15 protein-coding genes are annotated in these 15759 nt (G+C 67.3%); 4 read left to right on the top strand and 11 right to left on the bottom strand.

The window, feature by feature from the left end; all coding sequences use genetic code 11:
- Positions 1-4: 4 nt before the first annotated feature.
- From KIT25_08605 to folK, 3 genes are all read right to left on the bottom strand, one after another.
- Positions 5-2182 carry a bifunctional (p)ppGpp synthetase/guanosine-3',5'-bis(diphosphate) 3'-pyrophosphohydrolase gene (locus KIT25_08605; GenBank protein ID UYN96972.1) on the bottom strand — a complete coding sequence of 726 codons (2178 nt, stop codon included), beginning with the start codon at positions 2180-2182 and terminating at the stop codon, positions 5-7.
- 93 nt (positions 2183-2275) lie between these two features.
- Positions 2276-2638 (bottom strand): DNA-directed RNA polymerase subunit omega, encoded by a 363-nt coding sequence (gene rpoZ / locus KIT25_08600; protein UYN96971.1) that lies wholly within the window; start codon positions 2636-2638, stop codon positions 2276-2278.
- A gap of 30 nt (positions 2639-2668) precedes the next feature.
- Positions 2669-3190 (bottom strand): 2-amino-4-hydroxy-6-hydroxymethyldihydropteridine diphosphokinase, encoded by a 522-nt coding sequence (folK, locus tag KIT25_08595; protein UYN96970.1) that lies wholly within the window; start codon positions 3188-3190, stop codon positions 2669-2671.
- 161 nt (positions 3191-3351) lie between these two features.
- Here folK and KIT25_08590 point away from each other — a divergent pair, with 161 nt between their 5' ends.
- Together KIT25_08590 and KIT25_08585 are read left to right on the top strand one after the other, a co-directional pair.
- Positions 3352-3987: an NYN domain-containing protein gene (locus KIT25_08590; GenBank protein UYN96969.1), complete on the top strand. Its 636-nt coding sequence runs from the start codon at positions 3352-3354 to the stop codon at positions 3985-3987.
- 10 nt (positions 3988-3997) lie between these two features.
- Positions 3998-4648 carry a uracil-DNA glycosylase gene (locus tag KIT25_08585; protein UYN96968.1) on the top strand — a complete coding sequence of 217 codons (651 nt, stop codon included), beginning with the start codon at positions 3998-4000 and terminating at the stop codon, positions 4646-4648.
- Here the strand turns inward: KIT25_08585 and KIT25_08580 are convergent.
- Both KIT25_08580 and KIT25_08575 read right to left on the bottom strand, forming a co-directional pair.
- Positions 4645-5127, bottom strand: coding sequence for a glutathione peroxidase (locus KIT25_08580; protein UYN96967.1), 483 nt, complete (start codon positions 5125-5127; stop codon positions 4645-4647). The two genes, KIT25_08585 and KIT25_08580, sit on opposite strands and share 4 nt — an antisense overlap.
- Before the next feature lie 2 nt (positions 5128-5129).
- The gene (locus KIT25_08575) at positions 5130-5813 is read right to left on the bottom strand and encodes a sulfite oxidase-like oxidoreductase (GenBank protein UYN96966.1); all 684 of its coding nucleotides are present in this window, start codon (positions 5811-5813) and stop codon (positions 5130-5132) included.
- Between the two features lie 57 nt (positions 5814-5870).
- On the opposite strand from KIT25_08575, the gene KIT25_08570 reads away from it, so the two are divergent.
- The gene (locus KIT25_08570; protein ID UYN96965.1) at positions 5871-6668 is read left to right on the top strand and encodes a peptidoglycan-binding protein; all 798 of its coding nucleotides are present in this window, start codon (positions 5871-5873) and stop codon (positions 6666-6668) included.
- Between the two features lie 295 nt (positions 6669-6963).
- On the opposite strand, the gene KIT25_08565 is transcribed toward KIT25_08570, so the two are convergent.
- From KIT25_08565 to KIT25_08550, 4 genes are all read right to left on the bottom strand, one after another.
- Positions 6964-8499: an AMP-binding protein gene (locus KIT25_08565; protein ID UYN96964.1), complete on the bottom strand. Its 1536-nt coding sequence runs from the start codon at positions 8497-8499 to the stop codon at positions 6964-6966.
- Complete coding sequence (locus KIT25_08560) at positions 8496-9086, bottom strand: TetR/AcrR family transcriptional regulator (protein UYN96963.1); 591 nt, start codon at positions 9084-9086, stop codon at positions 8496-8498. The genes KIT25_08565 and KIT25_08560 overlap by 4 nt, the downstream gene beginning before the upstream one ends.
- Positions 9087-9133: 47 nt before the next feature.
- A complete protein-coding gene (locus tag KIT25_08555; protein ID UYN96962.1) occupies positions 9134-10306 on the bottom strand; it encodes an isovaleryl-CoA dehydrogenase in 1173 nt (390 codons plus the stop codon).
- A gap of 101 nt (positions 10307-10407) precedes the next feature.
- Complete coding sequence (locus KIT25_08550) at positions 10408-11163, bottom strand: enoyl-CoA hydratase/isomerase family protein (GenBank protein ID UYN96961.1); 756 nt, start codon at positions 11161-11163, stop codon at positions 10408-10410.
- 77 nt (positions 11164-11240) lie between these two features.
- On the opposite strand from KIT25_08550, the gene KIT25_08545 reads away from it, so the two are divergent.
- Entirely contained in the window at positions 11241-12107 is an 867-nt protein-coding gene (locus tag KIT25_08545) for a LysR family transcriptional regulator (GenBank protein ID UYN96960.1), read from the top strand.
- 12 nt (positions 12108-12119) lie between these two features.
- On the opposite strand, the gene mgtE is transcribed toward KIT25_08545, so the two are convergent.
- Both mgtE and KIT25_08535 read right to left on the bottom strand, forming a co-directional pair.
- Entirely contained in the window at positions 12120-13478 is a 1359-nt protein-coding gene (gene mgtE, locus KIT25_08540) for a magnesium transporter (GenBank protein UYN96959.1), read from the bottom strand.
- Positions 13475-15757, bottom strand: a complete 2283-nt coding sequence (locus KIT25_08535; protein UYN96958.1) for an NADP-dependent malic enzyme — start codon at positions 15755-15757, stop codon at positions 13475-13477. The genes mgtE and KIT25_08535 overlap by 4 nt, the downstream gene beginning before the upstream one ends.
- Between the last annotated feature and the right edge of the window lie 2 nt (positions 15758-15759).

The raw sequence follows: 15759 nt of genomic DNA, 5'->3' as shown, positions 1-15759 counted from the left end.
CCGCCTAGTTGCGCGCGCGCTCGACGGCATTGATGGCAGGGGTGGCGCGCAGCGCGGCGGTGATGTCGGCGAGGTGCTTCACGTCGGCGACCTCGACGTCGATCACCATGTCGAAGAAATCCATCGAGCGATTGACGATGCGCAGATTCGAGATGTTGCCCTCGTGGCGAGCGATCACCGTCGACAGGCTGGACAGGCTGCCCGGCTGGTTCGCCACCGTGATCTTGAGCCGGCCGGTATAGGCGGCGGCGCCCTCGCCGACCGCATCCCAGCCGACGTCGATCCAGCGCTCGGGCGATTCGGAGAAGCTCTCGAGCGTCGCGCAGTCGATGGTGTGGATGGTGACGCCCTTGCCCGTCGTGATGATGCCCACGATGCGGTCGCCCGGCAGCGGATGGCAGCACCGCGCGAAGTGCACCGCCATGCCGGGAATGAGGCCGCGAATGGCGATCTGGCCGGTCTCCCGGCGCGCGCCGTTGGCGCCGTCGCCGGCCTTGGCGCCCTTGCGGCCGCGCGAGATCGGCACGACTTCGGCGCTGCCCGGCTTGCGCGATTGCTTGAGGCCGGGATAGACGGCGGTCACGATCTCCCGCGTGCCGATCAACCCGGCGCCGACGGCCGCCACCAGGTCGTCGATGCTCGCCTGCTTGAAGTTCGCCTTGATACCGTCGAGCCCCTTGTCGGTGACCTCGTAGCCTTCCTCGTGAAAGGCCTTGTCGAGCAGCGATCGGCCGAGCTGCACGTACTGTTCGCGCTGGCGGGTGCGGATGAAACGGCGGATGGCGGCGCGGGCCTTGCCGGTGACGGCGAAGCGCTCCCACGTCGGCGACGGCGTCTGCGCCTTCGACGTCACGATCTCGACCTGATCGCCGTTCTGCAGCTGAGTGCGCAGCGGCAGCATGCGCCCGTTGATCTTGGCGCCGACGCAGGTGTCGCCGACCTGGCTGTGGACGGCGTAGGCGAAGTCGATCGGCGTCGCGCCGCGCGGCAGGGCGATCAGCTTGCCTTTGGGCGAGAAGCAGAAAACCTGGTCCTGGAACATCTCGAGCTTGGTGTGCTCGAGGAATTCCTCGGCATTGGGTGCCTTGTCGAGAATGTCGATCAGCGAGCGCAGCCAGGCATATTGTGGAGCGTCGGTGGACGGTCCGCCCTGCTTGTAGATCCAGTGTGCCGCCACTCCGCGCTCGGCCTGGTCCTGCATTTCGAGGGTGCGGATCTGGATCTCGATCCGCTGGCCGAGAGGACCGATCACGCCGGTGTGCAGAGAACGGTAGCCGTTCGGCTTGGGAACCGAGATGTAGTCCTTGAAGCGGCCGGGCACGACCTGGTACTTGCCGTGCAGCAGACCGAGCGCCTGGTAGCAGTCGGCCACGGTGTCGACGATGATGCGGAAGGCCATGATGTCGGCGAGCTGCTCGAACGACACGTTCTTCTGCTGCATCTTGCGCCAGATCGAGTAGGGCGACTTCTCGCGACCCGACACTTCCGACGTCAGCCCGCCTTCGAGCAGGGTCTTGATCAGCTCGGCCTCGACCTCGGGCACCAGCTTGTCGCCCCTCTCCCGGAGGTAGCCGAGACGGGCCTGAACCGACGCGCGGCCGTCGGGGTTGAGCTCGGCGAAGGCCAGCTCCTCGAGTTCGCGCTTCACCTTCTCCATGCCGATGCGCGAGGCGAGCGGCGCGTAGAGATCCATCGTCTCGCGCGCGATGCGCCGGCGCCGCGCCGGATCCTTGATGTGATGCAGCGTGCGCATGTTGTGCAGCCGGTCGGCGAGCTTGACCAGCAGCACGCGGATGTCGGACGACATCGCCAGCACCAGCTTGCGCAGGTTCTCGGCTTCCTTGGTGCTCTCCGACTGGACCTCGAGCCGGCTGAGTTTGGTCACGCCGTCGACCAGGCGGGCGATGTCCTCGCCGAACAGGCCGGACAGCTCCTCCCGCGTGGCGTCGGTATCCTCGAGCGTGTCGTGCAGCAGGCCGGTGACGATCGAGGAGGTGTCGAGCCGCATCTCGGCCAGGATGCCGGCGACCTCGACGGGATGGGAGAAATAGGGGTCGCCCGACGCCCGGAGCTGCGTGCCGTGCTTCTTCAGGCCGTAGACGTAGGCGCGATTGAGCATCTCCTCGTCCGCATCCGGATCGTAGGCCTGTACGCGCTCAACCAGTTCGAACTGACGAATCATGGCAATCCACCATTATATGGGGCGGATTGCGGCTACTCCACGCTGTTTGCCTGCATGGCAGGGCGGAGCCCTGCAAATGCCGCGGCGCTGTGGCTACTCGGTAACGTCGTCTTCCTCGGTCATCGGCAGCGCCTTGGGCTGGGCCGCCTCGGCGCCGCCCTGAGCCAGCGCCGCCGCCAGCTCCTGCTCGAGTTCGGCCATCTCGTTGACCTCCTCGGGCTTATCGATGTCGGCATGTTTCTGCATGCCGGAGATCAACGAGTCCTTGAGCTGATCGTGGTCGAGCTTCTGGTCGGCGATCTCGCGAAGCGCCACGACCGGATTCTTGTCGCGATCGCGATCGAGCGTGATCTGGGCGCCGGCCGAGATGTCGCGCGCGCGCTGGGCGGCATACATGACCAGTTCGAAACGGTTCGACACCTGCACGATGCAGTCTTCGACGGTGACACGCGCCATGGCGACCTCAGATTTCCCGGGAGCGGCGGGTTATACTCGGCCGGGCCCAAAACGCAAGCTGACCGGAAGTCGCTCGATCGACTGGTCCGGCCCCAAACGCCCGATCAGATCGCGCACCGAAAGCCCCGAGACGGGATGGCGCCACCCCGGCGACAGGTCGGCCAATGGCCGCAGGACGAAGGCTCTGAGCGTCATCCTAGGGTGCGGCAGCTCGACCCGACCGGATCGGATTTCACTTTTGAAATCAATGAGATCGAGATCGATAAGTCGAGCGGCATTGGGTTCAGTCCTGACCCGGCCGAAAGCCTCTTCGACGGCGTGCAACTCGGCCAGTAGTTCATCCGGCCCACGCTCCCACGCCAGCTCGACAACACCATTCACGTACCACGGCTGCCCCGAGGGCGGGATCGGTGCGCTGCGGTACCAGGGGGAGACACGCATGACTTTCGCGCGGCGGTGGTTCAACTCTTCGAGGGCTGCCGCAAGGGTAGCCATCGGAGCCCCATATCTTGGGTGGTCCAGATTGGCGCCCAAAGCGACGAAGATTGTCATTTGCCACAAGTTTCCCACTAGGAAGAGCCCGCAAGCCCTTGTGATGAATGAAAGAATGCCTTAAAGTTCAAGTGCGGCCGGAAAGGTGTGGGTTACAGAATTCCCGCTGCTCGATAATTGTATTCGTCCCCTCTGCGTATTTCGCCAAAAGGATATTCGCCATGAAAGGCAATTTTTACGACAACGAGCGTGTCGCCCTCTTCATCGACGGTGCCAATCTTTATTCCGCCGCCCGAGCGTTGGGCTTCGACATCGACTACCGCCGCCTGCTGAAAGTGTTCCGCGAGAAGGGCCGGCTGGTGCGCGCCTACTACTACACGGCGCTGGTCGAGGACCAGGAATACTCGCCGATCCGGCCGTTGATCGATTGGCTCGACTACAACGGCTACACGATGGTGACCAAGCCGACCAAGGAATTCACCGACGCCATGGGCCGGCGCAAGATCAAGGGCAACATGGACATCGAGCTGGCCATCGACGTGCTCGAGATGGCCGAGCATCTGGACCATGTGATCCTGTTCTCCGGCGACGGCGACTTCCGCCGCCTCGTCGAGGCGGTGCAGCGCAAGGGTCTGCGGGTCTCCGTGGTCAGCACCATCAAGTCCTCGCCGCCGATGGTGGCCGACGAATTGCGCCGCCAGGCCGACGACTTCATCGAGCTCGCCGAATTGGCGCCGCTGATCGCGCGCAATCCCTCGGAGCGCGCCCCTCGCCCCGCCCTCGCCGGCAACGGCCATCGCGAACTCGATCCGCTGAACGACGAGGCGCCGTCCGAGCACCTGATGCGCACGGCCTGACCGCTACGCCGTGGCCGCGTCCCGCTTCGCGGAGCCGCCGCTCGATTGTCCGCGCTGCTCCAGGCTCGTCGCCTTTCGCGACGGTCTGCGCGCTCAGTATCCGGATTGGCACAATGCCCCAGTCCGCTCGTTCGGCGGCCTCGACGCTCGACTGCTGATCGTCGGCCTGGCGCCCGGCATGAAGGGCGCCAACCGCACGGGCCGCCCCTTCACCGGCGACTATGCCGGCGACCTGCTCTATTCCACCCTGCTGAAGTACCGCTTCGCCCAGGGCACCTTTCGCGCCGATCCCAACGACGGGTTGCGGCTCATCGAGGCGCGCATCGCCAACGCGGTACGCTGCCTGCCGCCGGAGAACAAGCCGACCCCGCAGGAGTTCGCACAGTGCCGGCCGTTCCTGCAGGCCGAGCTGGCGGTAATGCCCGAGGTCAAAGTGATCCTGGCGCTCGGCAAGGGCGCGCACGACCAGGTGCTGCGGGCGCTGACGGTGCGCCCCGCCGGCGCCTATCCCTTCATCCATGGCCGCCTGCACGCGCTGCCGACCGGCCTCACCCTCGCCGACAGCTATCACTGCTCGCGCTACAACACGAACACCGGCCGGCTCACGACCGCGATGTTTCACGACGTGTTCGAGAAGATCCGCGAGGTGCTGAGGAGCTAACCCGCCAACGCCATCTGCACGGCGCCGGTGATCTCGGGCGCCAGCGGACCGACCTTGCTCGGCCAGGCGCCGGCGAGCTTGCCGTCCTTGCCGATCAGATACTTGTGGAAGTTCCATTTCGGCGCCGCCGCCTCGCCCGCCTCGCCCGAAATCCATTGATAGAGGCCGTGCGCGTCGAGCCCGACGACCTTCTGCTTGGCCGTCATCGGAAAGGTGACGCCGAAGCTGGTCTCGCAGAACCTGGCGATCTCCGCCTCCGTTTTGGGCTCCTGCGCGCCGAAGTCGTTCGACGGCACGCCCAGCACCACCAGTCCCTTCGGTCCGTAGGTCTCGTGCAGCTTCTGCAGCTCCCTGTACTGCGGCGTGAACCCGCAGAACGAGGCGACGTTCACGACCAGCACGGCCTTGCCGGCATAGTCCTTGAGATCGAGGGGTTTGCCGTCGATCGTGGTGAAGGAGTAGTCGTGCGCCGAAGCCATTGTCATGTCTCCTCGTCGTAGCGTTGCTCGAGCCAGGGATCGCCGTAGTTGTGATAGCCGCGCACCTCCCAGAAGCCCGGCTTGTCGAGCTGGGAGAACTCGATGCGCTTGATCCACTTGGCGCTCTTCCAGAAATAGAGCTTCGGGATGACAACGCGCAACGGCCCGCCATGCTCCCGGCTGATCGGCTCGCCGTTCCAGCTCCAGGCCAGCAGCACGTCCTCGGCGGTGAAATCGGCGAGCGGCACGTTGGTCGTGTAGGTGTCGTAGGAGTGGAAAATGACGTGCTGCGCCTCGGCCTTCGGCCGGACGATGGCGAGTAGATCCCGTGCGCTCACGCCTTCCCACTTGTTGTCGTAGCGCGACCAGGCCGTCACGCAATGGATGTCGGTCACGAGCCGCGTCGCCGGCAGGTCGGTGAACTCGCCCCACTTCCAGGTCGTCGGGTTGTCGACCGCGCCGTCGACGAACAGCCGCCAGGCATGAGTCGGGATCTCGGGCTGCACGCCGAGATCGAGCACGGGCCAGGTCTCGACCCGACGCTGGCCGGGCGGCAGGCGCTGGCCGTGGCTCGCCGTCCTGCCGGTCAGCAGGCGGCCATCCTCGGCCCACTTCCGCTTGCTGTCGATCAGCTTGTTCTTGAGCTTGCCGAAGAGGCTGATGTCGTCGTCCGACATGACATGCATCCTGGTTGTACCGACGCCGCACCATGCTACTGTCGCGTGATTTCGGGGGAGAATCGCATGGCGACGTTCAAACTTGGCGACAGCGGGCCCGGCGTCAAGCGCCTGCAGACAGCCCTGCAGAAAGCGGGATTCAATCCGGGAATCGTCGACGGCGATTTCGGTCCCGGCACGCAGGCCGCCGTCATCGCCTTCCAGAAAGGCGCGGGGCTGGTGCATGACGGCGTCGCCGGCGTGCGCACCCAGGCCGCCCTCGGCATGATCAGGGTCGACAAGCTGCCGGACATCACCGGCGACGTGACGGTGCAGAAGGTCGCGTTGATGTTTCCGGGGACCTTCATCGGCAACATCAAGACGCATCTGCCGAACGTGACGGGCGCACTGGCGCAGGCGGGAATCGGCGACAGGCTCATGGTGCTGATGGCGCTCGGCACCATCCGCGCCGAGACGGCGCAATTCGTGCCGATCTCGGAGGGGCTCTCGCAATACAACACCTCGCCGAACGGGCACCCCTTCGACCTCTACGACAATCGCGGCGACCTCGGGAACAAGGGCAAGCCGGACGGCGATCGCTTCAAGGGACGTGGCTTCGTCCAGCTCACCGGCCGTTCGAACTATCGGCGCATCGGCAAGGCGCTCGGCGTCGGCCTCGAGGCCAACCCCGAGCTCGGCAACGATTCGGTCGTCGCCGGCCGGATCCTCGCCGCCTTCCTCAAGGCGGTCGAAATCGAGATCAAGGTCGCGCTCCTCGACCAGGACCTGAAGACGGCCCGCAGGTTGGTCAACGGCGGTAGCCACGGGCTCGACGAGTTCGTGCGCACCTACCGTCTCGGCGAACAGCAGTTCCCCGCAGCCTAGACTCTTCCCGGCGTCCGCGGTGCGTCCACTCGCCGAGGACGCCTCGGATGCCGATGGCACCGGCATTCGAGGCGATTCGTCCACGAATCCTCACTGTCCGCCGAGTCCACCGAGTCCACCGCGTCCACTCTTCCACAGGGCCGATGTCTCATCGATGTCTCACGGGGAGAGACATCACAAACCATTGATCTGATTGGATATTCTCCCGAATGTCTCACTGAGGCATCGAGGGGGTATCCGAAGATGCCTGCCAAAATCGCCAAAATCGCCAAAACCCCGACCGCCACGAAAGGCCCTAGATGGCGCGCCCGGCCTTTTCCCAGTAGGGCGCGCGCAGCTTGCGCTTGAAGATCTTGCCCGAATCCTCCCGCGGCAGAGCGGCATCGAACTCGATCACCCGCGGCACCTTGTAACGCGCCACGTGCCGGGCCAGGTAGGCGCGCACGGCCGTCGCGTCGAGCACGGCCCCCGCCTGCGGCTCGACATGGGCGCAGATCTGCTCGCCGAATTCCTCGTCCGGGATGCCGAAGACGGCACAATCGCGCACCCCGGGCATCTGGATCAACACCGACTCGATCTCGGCCGGATAGATGTTGACCCCGCCGGAGATGATCATGTCGCGCTTGCGATCGCACAGGAAGACGAAGCCGTCGGCGTCCTGGTAGCCGACGTCGCCCACCGTCACGAGATCGCCCAGGGCGACCTCGCGGCGCTTGGCGTCGTCATTGTTGTAGGTGAACTCAGCGAGGTGCGGCCCGCGCAGGTAGATCTCGCCGATCTCACCCTGCTTCACGTCACGGCCCTCCTCGTCGACGATGCGCAGCGTGGCGCCATCGACGACGCGCCCGACGGTCCCCGGCTTGGCGAGCGCCTCTTTCGAATCGTGCCAGACCACGATGCCGGTCTCGGTGGCGCCGTAGTATTCGTTGATGACCGGCCCCCACCATTCGATCATCTGCCGCTTCACCGCCGGCGGGCACGGTGCGGCGCCATGCGTGCACCAGCGCAGCGAGGAGACGTCATATCGCGCCTTGACCTCGCCGGGCAGCCGCAGCAGGCGAACGAACATCGTCGGCACGATGTGCATGTGGGTGACGCCGTGGCGGTCGATCAGGCGCAGCATGTCCTCGGCGTCGAAGCGCGGCTGCAGCACCATGGAGAGCCCGAGCCGCGCGCTCGCCATGCCGTAGGCGGCGGGCGCGGAATGGTACATCGGTCCGTTCATCAGCACGACGATCTCCGGATCGGCCTTCAGCCCCCAGTATTTGGCGGCCTCGCCGGCGGCGGCGGCCTGCAGCTCGGGCGTGCTGGGCCGGCGGCGCACGCCCTTCGGCCGGCCGGTGGTGCCCGACGTGTAGATCATGCTGCCGCGCGCCAATCTGGGCGGCGCGGCGTTCGGGGCGCTGCGGGCGACGAACGTCTCCCAGGCTTCGACGCCGGCCGGCAGCGTTCGCCTCTCCGCAGGCACCTGATAGGCATCGCCGATCTCCGGCGGTGTCGGCACGACCAGCACCGTCACCCCGGCCGGCACGCCTGGCGCGATCCGCGCCAGCAGGTCGGCATGGATCACCAGCACCTTGGCGGCGCAATCGGCGAGGATGTAGCCCGCCTCCTCCGGCGTGAAATGCCAGTTGATCGGCACGGCGTAGGCGCCGAGCTGGGAGGCCGCCATGTTGGCCTCGAAGGTGGGGAAGTCGTTGCGCAGCATGATCGCCACGCTGTCGTCCTCGCCGACGCCCAGCGCGGCCAGCCCGCCGGCGGCGCGCGCGGCGTTGGCCTGGATGTCGGCCCAGCTGCGGAAGCGCTCGCCCGCGGTCACGCCCGGTGTCATCGCTTCGCTCCCTTGAACATCGTCGCGCCGACGAAGGCCGACAATTTCCTGTGGTCGGGTCCGTGCGTCAGCATGCCCGACTGGTGCAGCATGACGATGCCGTGCAGCGCCGCCCAGGTCGACCAGCCGAACAGCTGCGGATCGACGCCGATCAGGCCGGCCGCCGCCATCTGCTCGGCGCCGCGCGTGATGTAGCGCGCCGCCCGCTTCGCCGCCGGCCCGAGCTCCGGATGCTTCTCGTCGACCGGCGCGTCGATGTCGAACATGATGCGATAGGCATGCGGGTTCCTGAGCGCGAAAGCGACATAGGCGTCCGTCACGCGCCGTCCCTGCCCTTCGACAGGGCCCTTTGCGGCCGCCTCGAGCGCGTCGGCGAACTTGGCGAAGGCCTGCGCGCGCACCGTGGCGAGGATGTCGGCCTTGTCCTTGAAGTAGCGGTACGGCGTCTTGGGGCTGCAGCCCAGCGCCTCCGCGAGCTGGCGCATGGTGACGCCTTCGTAGCCGTGCTTGGCAAACCGCTCCGTCGCGACCTGGCACAGCTCGGCGCGGAAGTCGGCGATGTCCTTTTCGGTGAGATAACGCGGCATGGTTCTTAGGTACACAGTGTGTACGGAAGAACCCGCTCGCGTGTCAATCACGCCGTTTCGGCGAACAGCTCGCGTCCGATCAGCATGCGGCGGATCTCGCTGGTGCCGGCGCCGATCTCATAGAGCTTGGCGTCGCGCAGCAGGCGGCCGGTCGGATAGTCGTTGATATAGCCGTTGCCGCCCAGGAGCTGGATGGCGTCGAGCGCCACCTGGGTCGCCTTCTCGGCCGCGTAGAGGATCGCGCCGGCGGAATCCTTGCGCGTGGTCTGGCCGCGATCGCACGACTTGGCGACGGCATACACATAGGACTTGCAGGCGTTCATCGTCGTGTACATGTCGGCGAGCTTGCCCTGCACGAGCTGGAACTCACCGATCGGCTGGCCGAACTGGCGGCGCTCGTGGACGTAGGGGATCACGATGTCCATCGCCGATTGCATGATGCCGAGCGGCCCGGCCGCCAGCACGGCGCGCTCGTAGTCGAGCCCGCTCATCAGCACGTTGACGCCCTTGCCGACGGCGCCCAGCACGTTCTCCTCGGGGATCTCGCAATCCTCGAACACCAGCTCGCCGGTCGAGGAGCCGCGCATGCCCATCTTGTCGAGCTTCTGCGCCACCTTGAAGCCCTTGGCGTCTGTCTCGACGATGAAGGCGGTGATGCCGCGCGGTCCGGCACTCGGGTCGGTCTTGGCGTAGACGACGACGACCTGCGCGTCCGGGCTGTTGGTGATCCACATCTTGGTGCCGTTGAGCACGTAGCGGTCGCCCTTCTTGTCGGCGCGCAGCTTCATCGACACGACGTCGGATCCCGCGCCCGATTCGCTCATCGCCAGGCTGCCGACATGCTCGCCCGAAATCAGCCCAGGCAGGAAGCGGCGCTTCTGGTCGTCGCTGCCGTTGCGCCTGATCTGGTTGACGCAGAGATTGGAATGCGCGCCGTAGCTCAGGCCCACGGCGGCCGAGGCGCGGCTCAGCTCCTCGACGGCGACGACGTGCTCGAGATAGCCGAGGCCCGAGCCGCCATATTCCTCCTCGACCGTGATGCCGTGCAGGCCGAGCTCGCCCATCCGCGGCCACAGCTCGCGCGGGAAACGGTCGGTCTTGTCGAGCTCCGCCGCGATCGGCGCGACCTGATCGGCGGCAAAGCGCTGGACCTGCTCGCGCAGCGCATCGGCGGTCTCGCCCAATCCGAAATCGAAGGGCGGCATGGCGTTGGGAATCATGGTGCCTTTCCTAGCGTCCTCGCCGATCCCGGGCCCGCCCCCGATCAGCCTTCATCGACGACACGATAGCGCGCTCCGCAGCCGGCGCGAAGCCGTTGCGATCATGCCGCACCGCGCAACGCGGCCGCGGCGGCATGGCGCATCTCCTCGCCGAGCCAGGCGGCGAAACGCGGCTCGCCGCTGCCGAGCCGCGCCGCGGCGATGCGCGTCAACGCCGCCGACCGCAGCTCGCTCTTGATCGTGGCGAAGGCTTGCGGCGGCAGCTCGGCATGACGTCGCGCCGCGGCGAGGGCGCGCCCGGCAAGCTCGCCAACCGGCACGCATTCGTCGAAGACGCCGAGCGACATGGCCTGTCGCGCATCGAGCGATTCGCCGAGCAGGACCAGGCGTCGCGCGGCAGAAGGCGCCAGCTCCGAGCGCGCGACGTCGAGCGCAGCGACCGGATAGGTGACGCCCACCCGCACCTCCGCGAGACTGGCCTGCAGCGGCACGTCGGCCACGACCCGCCAGTCGGCGCAGAGCGCGAGGATCAGACCACCCGCGATGGCATGGCCGTTGACGGCGGCGACCAGCGGCTTGGGCCAGGCGTAGAGCGAACCGAAACCGTCGTTGAGCGCGCGGATCAAGCGGCGCTGCCCCGGCTTGTCGAGGTCGGGCACCGACTTGAGGTCGAGGCCCGCCGAATAGGCGCGCCCCTCGGCGGCAATCACCGCCGCCCGCACGGCTTCCTCGGCGGCCAGCCTCTCGAACAGGGCGGCGAGTTCCTCGAGCAGCGTGGCGTCCATGGTGTTCATGGGCGGCCGGGCGAGCGTGACGACGGCGATGCCGTCGCGACGGGCGAATGACAGATTGGACATCGGGTATCGATAGCGCGGAATGAATAATAGGAAAAATCGATTGTTTCTGTTCACTTCATCGCCATTATCTATCGGCGATGAACCTGGCGTTCCTGCGCTATTTCCTCGCCCTGGCCGAGACCTCGAGCTTCACGGCGGCGGCGCAGCGCTGCCATGTCACCCAGCCGACCCTTTCCGCCGGTATCGCCCGGCTCGAGGAGGAAGTCGGTGGCCGCCTGGTCGATCGCGGCCGGCCCGCCACCCTCACCGTCGCGGGCCAGCGCCTGCTGCCCCATGCCCGCGCGATGATCGAGGAATGGCGGCAAGCACGGGCCGAGCAGCGCTCGAGCCCGCGCCAACGGCTCGTCAGGATCGCGGTCGGATCGACACTGGCGGTTGGCGAGGCGATGCGGTGGATCGCCGAGGCGCAGCGCCGTGTATCGTTCGACGTGGAAATATCCGAAGGCACCGCCGACGCTGTGCGCGAGCGCTGGCGGCGCGGGCGCTGCGACGTCGCGCTCTTTGCGAGCCGCGAAACGCCACTCGATGACAACGCCCTGTCCCTCGTGCGCGAACCCTACGTGCTCGCCGCCGCCTCGAGCCATCGCCAGGCCACCCGCGATCGCTGGTCGGTGCGGGAACTGGCCGACGCGCCCTTCATCCTGCGCGCCGCCTGCGAGGCGCATGACGACGCACAGAAGCATTTCTCCGCGGAAGGTGTCCGACCGCGTGTCGTCCTGCGCTCGTCCGACGAGGAACGCTGCGCGGAAGCCGTGCTGGCAGGGCTGGGAGTGAGCCTGATGCCGCGTAGCCTGCTGCGGGCCGGCATGGAGGCCGCGGAGATCCGCGAGGTCGTGCTCGAGCGCCGCGTGATCCTCGCCTGGCGCAGCAACGCCGAGAGCGAGATCGCATCGGCCGTGCGGGACGCGGCGGCGGGCGACGATCGGCTCGCGTTCGTCCGCTGAGCAGCCGGGCGATCAGAGCAGGACGATCGTCGCCAGGCCGAGGAAGGCCACGTAGCCGATCACGTCCGTCACGGTCGTCAGGAACACCGTTGAGGACACGGCGGGGTCGACGCCAAGCTTCCTGAGTCCCAACGGGATGAGCGCGCCGGCGAGCGCGGCGACCAGCAGATTGAACATCATCGCCGCGCCGATCACCGCGCCGAGCCGCCAATCGCCGAACAGCAGCACGACGCCTACCGCCAAGACCGAAGCGAACAGCAAGCCGTTGAGGCCGCCGACCGCCGCTTCCTTGGCGATGAAGCGCAGGGCATTGGTGGCCGTCAGGTCCGCCGTGGCGAGGGCGCGCACGGTGACGGTCACGGTCTGGATGCCGGCGTTACCGCCCATCGAGGCGACGATGGGCATGAGCACCGCGAGAATGACGATCTTCTCGATGGCGTGCTCGAACTGGCCGATGACGACCGACGCCACCAGGGCGGTCGCGACGTTTAGCATCAGCCACGGCGCCCGGCGCGTCGCCGTGCGCACCGTGTCTGCATGCATGTCGTCGGCGCCCACGCCGCCCATCTTGAGCAGATCCTCCTCGGCTTCCTCGTCAATGACGTCGACCACGTCGTCGACCATGATGACGCCCTGCAGGCGCCCCTGCTCGTCGACCACCGGACAGGAGACGAGATTCTTGTCGCGGAAGAGGTGCGCCACCTCGTTCTGGGCGGCCGTCGCCGGCACCGACGGGATGTCGGGATCGACGATTTCCAGGATCGGCACAGGGCGGCGGGTGCGCAGCATGCGTCCCAGCGGCACGGAGCCCCGCAAGCGCCCGACGCCATCGACGACGAAGATGTCGTAGACGTCGTCCGGCAGGTCCTGCGCCTCGCGGCAATGGTCGATGACCTCGCCGACACTCCAGCCGTCCGGCACCTTGACCAGCGAACGCTGCATCAGGCGGCCGGCGCTGTCTTCCGGATAGGCCAGTGCCTGCTCGATCTCGGCGCGCTCCTCGGCCGGCAGCTCGGCGAGCACCTCGCGGCGCTCGTCCTCCGGCAGTTCCTGCAGGATCGTCGCCGCGTCGTCCGCCTCAAGCCTGGCGGCGACCGCGGCGATGTCCTTGCTGTCGAGCTGGTCGAGAACGTCCTCGAGCACTTCCTCGTCGAGCTCGGTCAGCATCTCGGGATCGAGATCGCGCTTGAGCAGCGCCACGAGCGCCTCGCGCTCGGGCTCCGACACCTGCTCGAGAACCTGCGCCTGGCCGGACGGACTGAGGTCGGCCAGCGCGACACGCAGTTCCTCGCCCCGTCCGGCGGCAAGCGACTCCTCGATGTGCCGGATCAGCTCCGGCGAGACCTCGTCGAGGGCGTCTTCGCGGCTCATCCCCGCGCCTCGGCGAGGCGCTGGGCCTCGACGACGGCGAGCGCGGCCATGTTGAGGATGCCGCGGGCCGTGACCGACGGCGTCAGCACGTGCGCGGGCTGCGCGGTGCCGAGCAGCATCGGGCCGACATGCAGGCCGTCGGCGGCATTCTTCAGGAGATTGAAGGCGATGTTGGCGGCGTCGAGCGATGGGCAGATCAGCAGGTTGGCCGCTTCCTTGAGCCGCGACCGCGGAAAGACGTTGCCGCGGACCTCCGGATCGAGGGCGGCATCGCCATGCATCTCGCCGTCGACCTCGAGCGTCGGCGCACGGGCATGCAGCATTCTCACCGCCTCGGCCATCTTGCGGGCAGAGGGATGGTCGGAGCTGCCGAAGCTCGAATGGGACAGCAGCGCCACCTTGGGCTGGATGCCGAAGCGCAACACGGCGTCGGCCGCGAGCAGCGTGATGTTGACCAGCGTTTCCGGATCGGGATCGGCGTTGACATAGGTGTCGGCGATGAACAGCGAGCGCGTCGGCATGACCAGCAGGCTGAGCGCCGCCATGTGGCTGACGCCCTCGCGCGTGCCGATGACGTCCCGGACGTGGTTGAAATGGGTGCGGAAGCGACCGTAGGCGCCCGCGATCATGGCGTCGGCGTCGCCCAGCCGGACCGCCAGCGCGCCGATCAGAGTGGGACTGGTGCGCACGAGGTTCTTGGCGGTCGGCTCGGTGACGCCGCGGCGCTCCATGATCTCGTGATAGGTGCGCCAGTAGCGCTCGTAGCGCGGGTCGTCGGACGGATCGACGAGTTCGACGTCGGTGCCCGGCTGGAAGCGCAGTCCGAGCCGCTCGGCGCGGCGACGGACGATGTCGGGCCGGCCGATCAGGATCGGCTTGACGACACGCTCGTCCAGCATGATCTGCACGGCGCGCAGCACGCGGTCGTCCTCGCCGGCGCTGAAGATCACCCGCTTGGGCGCGTTGCGCGCGTGCTCGAAGACCGGCCGCATCGCCAGCCCCGACTTGAAGACGAACTGTTGCAGCTGATCGTGGTAGGCCTCGAAATCCTGTATCGGCCGGGTCGCCACGCCGCTGTCCATCGCCGCCCGCGCAACCGCCGGCGCGAGCTCGACGATCAGACGCGGATCGAACGGCTTGGGGATGATCTGGTCGGGTCCGAAGCCGCCGATCTGCTCGCCGAAGGCGCGGGCGACCACGTCCGACGGCTCCTTGCGGGCCAGTTCGGCCAGTGCCCTGACGCAGGCGATCTTCATTTCGTCGTTGATCGTTCGCGCGCCGACATCGAGCGCCCCGCGGAAGATGTACGGGAAGCAGAGGACGTTGTTGACCTGGTTCGGATAGTCGCTGCGTCCCGTCGCCATGATGGCATCGTCGCGCACCGCCGCCACGTCCTCGGGGGCGATCTCGGGGGTCGGATTGGCGAGCGCCAGGATCAGCGGCCGGGCCGCCATCCTGGCAACCATGTCGCGCTTCAGCACGCCGCCGGCGGACAGCCCCAGGAAGATGTCGGCGCCATCGATCACCTCGGCCAGGGCGCGCGCGTCGGTCTCGCGCGCGTAGCGTTCCTTCCAGGGGTCCATCAGTTCGTTGCGGCCCTTCCAAACCACGCCCTTGATGTCGGTGACCCACATGTTCTCGCGCGGCAGGCCGAGCCGCTCGAGCAGGCCGAGGCAGGACAGCGCCGCCGCGCCGGCGCCCGAGACGACGAGCTTGACCCTGGCGATGTCCTTGCCGACCAGCGACAGTCCGTTGAGGACGGCGGCGCCGACGATGATCGCGGTGCCGTGCTGATCGTCGTGAAAGACCGGGATGCGCAGGCGCTCGCGCAGCTTCTGCTCGACGTGGAAGCACTCGGGCGCCTTGATGTCCTCGAGATTGATGCCGCCGAAGGTCGGCTCGAGCGCGGCGACGATCTCGACCAGCTTGTCCTGGTCGATCTCGGCAAGCTCGAGATCGAACACGTCGATGCCGGCGAACTTCTTGAACAGGACGCCCTTGCCCTCCATCACCGGCTTGGCGGCAAGCGGGCCGATCGGGCCGAGGCCGAGCACGGCCGTGCCGTTGGTCACCACCGCGACGAGATTGCCGCGCGCCGTCAGCTCGGCGGCGGTGGACGGATCGCGCACGATCTCGTTGCACGCGGCGGCGACGCCCGGCGAATAGGCGAGCGACAGGTCGCGCTGAGTCGCCAAGGGCTTGGTCGGGACGACCTCGATCTTCCCGGGTCGGGGGATGCGATGGTACCGGAGCGCGCCGTCGGTGAGTTCGTCCGCCAAGC

The organism is Enhydrobacter sp. (assembly GCA_025808875.1).
Taxonomy (GTDB): Bacteria; Pseudomonadota; Alphaproteobacteria; order Reyranellales; family Reyranellaceae; genus Reyranella.
Note: the sequence above shows the minus strand (reverse complement) of the source record. Positions and strands in the feature narration are given on the sequence as shown.

Excerpts from the sequence above, each read along its gene's own strand:
- KIT25_08605 (UYN96972.1), bottom strand. The coding sequence starts at position 2,182 with ATGATTCGTCAGTTCGAACTGGTTGAGCGCGTACAGGCCTACGATCCG.
- rpoZ (UYN96971.1), bottom strand. The coding sequence starts at position 2,638 with ATGGCGCGTGTCACCGTCGAAGACTGCATCGTGCAGGTGTCGAACCGT.
- folK (UYN96970.1), bottom strand. The coding sequence starts at position 3,190 with ATGACAATCTTCGTCGCTTTGGGCGCCAATCTGGACCACCCAAGATAT.
- KIT25_08590 (UYN96969.1), top strand. The coding sequence starts at position 3,352 with ATGAAAGGCAATTTTTACGACAACGAGCGTGTCGCCCTCTTCATCGAC.
- KIT25_08580 (UYN96967.1), bottom strand. The coding sequence starts at position 5,127 with ATGGCTTCGGCGCACGACTACTCCTTCACCACGATCGACGGCAAACCC.
- KIT25_08575 (UYN96966.1), bottom strand. The coding sequence starts at position 5,813 with ATGCATGTCATGTCGGACGACGACATCAGCCTCTTCGGCAAGCTCAAG.
- KIT25_08570 (UYN96965.1), top strand. The coding sequence starts at position 5,871 with ATGGCGACGTTCAAACTTGGCGACAGCGGGCCCGGCGTCAAGCGCCTG.
- KIT25_08565 (UYN96964.1), bottom strand. The coding sequence starts at position 8,499 with ATGACACCGGGCGTGACCGCGGGCGAGCGCTTCCGCAGCTGGGCCGAC.
- KIT25_08560 (UYN96963.1), bottom strand. The coding sequence starts at position 9,086 with ATGCCGCGTTATCTCACCGAAAAGGACATCGCCGACTTCCGCGCCGAG.
- KIT25_08555 (UYN96962.1), bottom strand. The coding sequence starts at position 10,306 with ATGATTCCCAACGCCATGCCGCCCTTCGATTTCGGATTGGGCGAGACC.
- KIT25_08550 (UYN96961.1), bottom strand. The coding sequence starts at position 11,163 with ATGTCCAATCTGTCATTCGCCCGTCGCGACGGCATCGCCGTCGTCACG.
- KIT25_08545 (UYN96960.1), top strand. The coding sequence starts at position 11,241 with ATGAACCTGGCGTTCCTGCGCTATTTCCTCGCCCTGGCCGAGACCTCG.
- mgtE (UYN96959.1), bottom strand. The coding sequence starts at position 13,478 with ATGAGCCGCGAAGACGCCCTCGACGAGGTCTCGCCGGAGCTGATCCGG.